The 228-nt window shown below is 41.7% G+C and carries 1 protein-coding gene; it reads left to right on the top strand.

The window, feature by feature from the left end:
* Positions 1-228: ABC-ATPase domain-containing protein (locus AB4496_RS27365; RefSeq protein ID WP_372133103.1), on the top strand; the 228-nt coding region annotated here is incomplete at both ends.

Raw genomic sequence — 228 nt, forward strand, 5'->3', positions numbered from 1 at the left:
CTTAAAAAGCTCGAAAAACAAAACTTCCGCGCATATCAACAAATTAAAGGTCAATACGACTTTGCTGATTTCGAATTACACATCGACCACGTTCAAGGTGACCCGTATGCATCATCTTCACGTTTTCGCGCAACACGCGCTTGGTCGTTAACAGGGTTAGATTGGCTTAAAGAAAAATCTTACGAATACCAAGTAGCAGCGCGTGATTTTATTGCACGTAGCTTCTCT

The organism is Vibrio sp. 10N.222.46.A1 (genome assembly GCF_041473595.1).
In the GTDB taxonomy this organism is placed as follows: Bacteria; Pseudomonadota; Gammaproteobacteria; order Enterobacterales; family Vibrionaceae; genus Vibrio; species Vibrio tasmaniensis_A.